The organism is Terriglobus sp. YAF25, assembly GCF_052113305.1.
Taxonomy (GTDB): Bacteria; Acidobacteriota; Terriglobia; order Terriglobales; family Acidobacteriaceae; genus Terriglobus.
The window spans coordinates 1-3,913 of the sequence record NZ_JBFRCY010000443.1 but is presented as its reverse complement, the minus strand read 5'-3'; the positions used below and the strand labels follow the sequence as shown (position 1 = coordinate 3,913).

Below are 3,913 nucleotides of genomic sequence, written 5' to 3'. Positions count from 1 at the left end.
CCCATGCCCAACGCAAGCGTCACGATGGCCGTGATGGTGAACCCTGGGCTTTCCAACAGGGAGCGGACGCCATGCCTGAGGTCGCGCAGCAATTTATCCAGCCATATCCAGCGCCCATGCATGTAAAACTTCTCCTGTGCCGCACGCACGCTGCCGAAATTCCGCCTTGCCTTCCAGTGCGCAGCGTCCTTGCTCAGGCCCTCACGCTGTAACTCCTCGGCTTCCAATTCGATGTGAGCCTGAATCTCTTCTGCAAAATCCTTCGCAGTGCGCTTGCGCCTGAACATACTCATCCCTCCTCGGACCGCGGCTGATTTGCATCCAGAATCAGCCCAACTGCTCGCGTCAGCCGCCGCCATTCACTCGTTTTTTCCGTCAGCTGGTCGCGCCCCTTCTCGGTAAGCGAGTAGAACCGCGCTTTGCGATTGTTTTCGCTTACGCCCCACTTGGCGCGAATCCACTTCCTGTCTTCCAGCCGTTGCAAAGCGACATAAAGCGACCCATGTTCGACAAGGAAGACATCTTCCGATTGCCGTTGAATCGATCGCGCAATCCCCTGACCGTGGCACGAACCGAAGACAAGGCTCTTGAGGATCAGCAGGTCCAGGGTGCCCTGCAACAGGGCAATTCGTTCGTCGTTATTCTCTCGGGTCGACATTCTGCCCAAGTATCCGCTTGCTTGGGTAGAATGTCAACACGAGTCTGAACGTCGGCGATTATGCACTTATTCACAAGGTGTAAGCGATGAATTCCAGGGCAGTTGCCTCCGGCGCCTCCGTTTGTTAAGTTGGCGTACATGCCGTCATCTGTGCCCGAACAACTCAGCAGGACCATTGAAACTCTTTACCGCTCCGAATCGGGCCGGGTTCTGGCGACACTGGTGCGCCTGCTCGGAGACCTGGACCTGGCCGAGGAGTCGATGCATGAGGCCTTCGCTGCCGCATTGGACACATGGCCGAAGAGCGGCATTCCGGACAACCCGCGTCCCTGGCTGATTTCAACGRCACGCTTCAAGGCCATTGACGCCATACGCCGTCGCGCGCGCTTCGATGGAGCGCAGCGAGATCTAGTTGTCCACATGGAGTCGCGCGTCAATGACGAACCGGGCGGAAGTGGCGAGGCGGCGGATGAAGAGATAGAGGACGATCGACTGCGTCTGATCTTCACCTGCTGCCATCCCGCTCTGGCTCCGGAAGGACAGCTTGCGCTCACTCTGCGGGAGATCTGCGGCCTGACCACGGAGGAGATTGCCCGGGCATTTCTGGTGACGCCGGCAACGCTGGCCCAACGCATCGTGCGTGCCAAGACAAAGATTCGCGAAGCGCGGATTCCCTACGAGGTGCCGGCGCCGCAGGAGTTGCCGGAGCGGCTGAACGCCGTGCTTCAGGTCATCTATCTCGTCTTTAATGAGGGCTATTCGGCTGCGGCGGGAGCCGAGGTCACGCGGGCCCAACTCACCGGCGAAGCCATTCGATTGGGACGGCTGCTGATGGAGCTTCAGCCAGAGCCGGAGAGTATGGGGCTGCTTGCCCTGATGTTGCTGCAGGAATCCCGCCGCGCCGCAAGGACCTCGCCGACCGGAGAGCTGATCCTGCTGGAACATCAGGACCGCTCGCTCTGGAACCGGGAGCAGATCGCCGGGGGAGTGGCACTGGTGGAGCGCGCCCTGAGCTCCCGCCGCTTCGGCGTTTACACACTACAGGCTGCGATTGCGGCCGTTCATGCGGAGGCGGAATCGATCGCTGCGACCGACTGGCGGCAGATTGTCGCGCTTTACAACCAATTGGTGCGGATTCAGCCTTCACCGGTTGTGTATCTCAACCGCGCCGTGGCCATTGCCGAGTGCGATGGTCCGGAGGCTGGTCTGACGCAGGTCGAAGCGGTGTTAAAGCAGGGCGAATTGGCGAATTACTACCTGGCGCACTCCGCCCGTGCCGAGATGTACCGCAGACTGGGCCAGACAGCTGAAGCCCGGGCTTCGTATGAGAAGGCGTTGGCGCTGACTCAACAGGAACCGGAGCGGCAGTTCCTGCAGGAGCGGATTCGGCAGTTGAAATAAAAAACTGAAATAAAAATCGGAACGGCTGTCGAATTTCCGTCTCCCCAACGACTATAGGGCAAAAGAACGATGCGCTGCGGTTTCCTGAGTGAATGGGAAACGAGCCACAGAGACCAAGGAGAAAAAAGTCATGCCGCAATATATGGTTTGCAACTACCTTCCCGATAACTTCGACCCGTCCACCGTAACTGAGGCGATGATGGAAGAGATCCACGCGCTCAACCGCGAAATGATTGCAGCCGGCGCCAGGAAGTTCGCCTGCGGTATTGCCCCGGTTGCCAATGCAAAGACGCTGCGGAAGCAGGCGGACGGCAAGGTACTCATCACCGACGGACCGTACATCGAGACCAAAGAGCACATGGGCGGATTCTGGATTCTGGAAGCCGCCAATCTGGATGAAGCACTCGCATGGGCGAAGAAGGCCGCCATCGTCTGCGATGTGCCCGGCGAGGTGCGCGAGCTTCTTTTCTTTCCTGCCCCGTAGCCACAGATCTAAGCACCAAAGGCCGGGGTCCCCAATGAACGTGTTCATTGGGGTGAAAAGGCGCGTTCTATACCAGCCTGGGGCAACGCCCAGGTCTACGGCCCATAGAAATTAAAGGGCTGAAGGCCCGCTCTATAGCCCTCAGTGAAGGCGGAAGCAAGAGGAGAAGAACTGTGAAATACCTATGTTTTGGCTACTACGACAAAGACAAATTCGATGGCATGACTGATGCCGAGCGAAACGCGATGTTCGACACATGCTTTGAATACGACGACCATCTGCGAGCCAACGGGCACTGGGCCGGTGGCGAAGCACTTCAGGGTCCGGAAACCGCTTTGACCTTGTCCTGGAAGAACGGCAGAGTGGCAACGACCGATGGTCCCTATACGGAAACCAAGGAACACCTCGGCGGCATCCTCATCCTTGAGGCGAGAGATATGAATCATGCTGTACAGCTCATCGGCCAGCATCCGGCGCTGAGGTATGGCAACAGTTTCGAGATTCGGCCAGCCGGAGATATGAGCGAAATCGTCAAGGCAAGTGAGCAGCGACGGCGGGTCACTGCTCACTGAAGATGGCTCTAAGGCGTATCGGCAAATTATGTTGACCTGAGATAGAAACTGGTGGGAGCAGCGGGCTTTAGCCGCTGAGGGCGATCAGAATATAAACGTGCCTCAGCGGCTAAAGCCGCGTTCCTTCTCACGTCGGTACGGTATGGCTGAAGCCATGCCCTTAAGCAAGGCATTCGGGCGTTGCGCGAACAGAAAAAGTTCCATCTCTCGATGAAGAATAGAAACAGAGGGTCTACTCTTCCAGGCCTTGTTTATTCTGCGCTGCCTTGGCCTTCACCAACCGCGGTCCGGCACACAGCCATTCCCTTCGCACCCTAATGGGCATAGCTGACGACACGTGTCAGCTTCCAGCTTCCGTCTTTCAGTTGCCAGATATGCAGGAACTTGGCTTCTCCTACCTGCCACTCATCCGCACCTGGATCGAGAAAGCGAGTCATGCCTAGTTGCTTTGCTGCGGGAAACTCTTTCTCGTGGCCAGGGTGATGGAAGCGATGGACACCCATCTCGATCGCTCCATAGCCTTTGACCGGGTAGACCTGCAGACTTCCGGGCACGAGTTCGCGAACCATCACGCCGCAGGTGTTGTGTTTGACGGAGTCGAGAAAGGCCTGCCTGCCCTGCATCAGGCCGCCCTGGTCATGGTAGAACTCGAGATTCTCGTCTACCAACGCGGTCAGCTTCTCGTAGTCGCAGTGATTCGCCGCATCAAACAACTGCGTATCGAGGTTTTGCATCGTCTCGAACAGCTTGGATGGTTCGGTTTGGGATCCGGTCTGGGAGAAAGCTGCGGTCGAACCC

The 3,913-nt window shown here is 57.8% G+C and carries 6 protein-coding genes; 3 read left to right on the top strand and 3 right to left on the bottom strand.

The window, feature by feature from the left end; genetic code table 11:
• The coding region (locus AB4043_RS17550) for a permease prefix domain 1-containing protein (protein ID WP_442307647.1) at positions 1 to 287 on the bottom strand (287 nt) is incomplete at its 3' end.
• 2 nt (positions 288 to 289) lie between these two features.
• Positions 290 to 658: a PadR family transcriptional regulator gene (locus tag AB4043_RS17545; RefSeq protein ID WP_442303201.1), complete on the bottom strand. Its 369-nt coding sequence runs from the start codon at positions 656 to 658 to the stop codon at positions 290 to 292.
• 138 nt (positions 659 to 796) lie between these two features.
• On the opposite strand from AB4043_RS17545, the gene AB4043_RS17540 reads away from it, so the two are divergent.
• The 3 genes from AB4043_RS17540 to AB4043_RS17530 all read left to right on the top strand — a co-directional run bounded on the left by AB4043_RS17540 (position 797) and on the right by AB4043_RS17530 (position 3,115).
• Positions 797 to 2,059, top strand: coding sequence for an RNA polymerase sigma factor (locus AB4043_RS17540; RefSeq protein ID WP_442307646.1), 1,263 nt, complete (start codon positions 797 to 799; stop codon positions 2,057 to 2,059).
• A gap of 130 nt (positions 2,060 to 2,189) precedes the next feature.
• Positions 2,190 to 2,543 carry a YciI family protein gene (locus AB4043_RS17535; protein ID WP_442303199.1) on the top strand — a complete coding sequence of 118 codons (354 nt, stop codon included), beginning with the start codon at positions 2,190 to 2,192 and terminating at the stop codon, positions 2,541 to 2,543.
• 173 nt (positions 2,544 to 2,716) lie between these two features.
• Positions 2,717 to 3,115 carry a YciI family protein gene (locus tag AB4043_RS17530; RefSeq protein ID WP_442303198.1) on the top strand — a complete coding sequence of 133 codons (399 nt, stop codon included), beginning with the start codon at positions 2,717 to 2,719 and terminating at the stop codon, positions 3,113 to 3,115.
• Between the two features lie 314 nt (positions 3,116 to 3,429).
• On the opposite strand, the gene AB4043_RS17525 is transcribed toward AB4043_RS17530, so the two are convergent.
• Positions 3,430 to 3,913: nuclear transport factor 2 family protein (locus tag AB4043_RS17525; RefSeq protein WP_442307645.1), on the bottom strand; the 484-nt coding region annotated here is incomplete at its 5' end.

Excerpts from the sequence above, each read along its gene's own strand:
- AB4043_RS17535 (WP_442303199.1), top strand. The coding sequence starts at position 2,190 with ATGCCGCAATATATGGTTTGCAACTACCTTCCCGATAACTTCGACCCG.
- AB4043_RS17545 (WP_442303201.1), bottom strand. The coding sequence starts at position 658 with ATGTCGACCCGAGAGAATAACGACGAACGAATTGCCCTGTTGCAGGGC.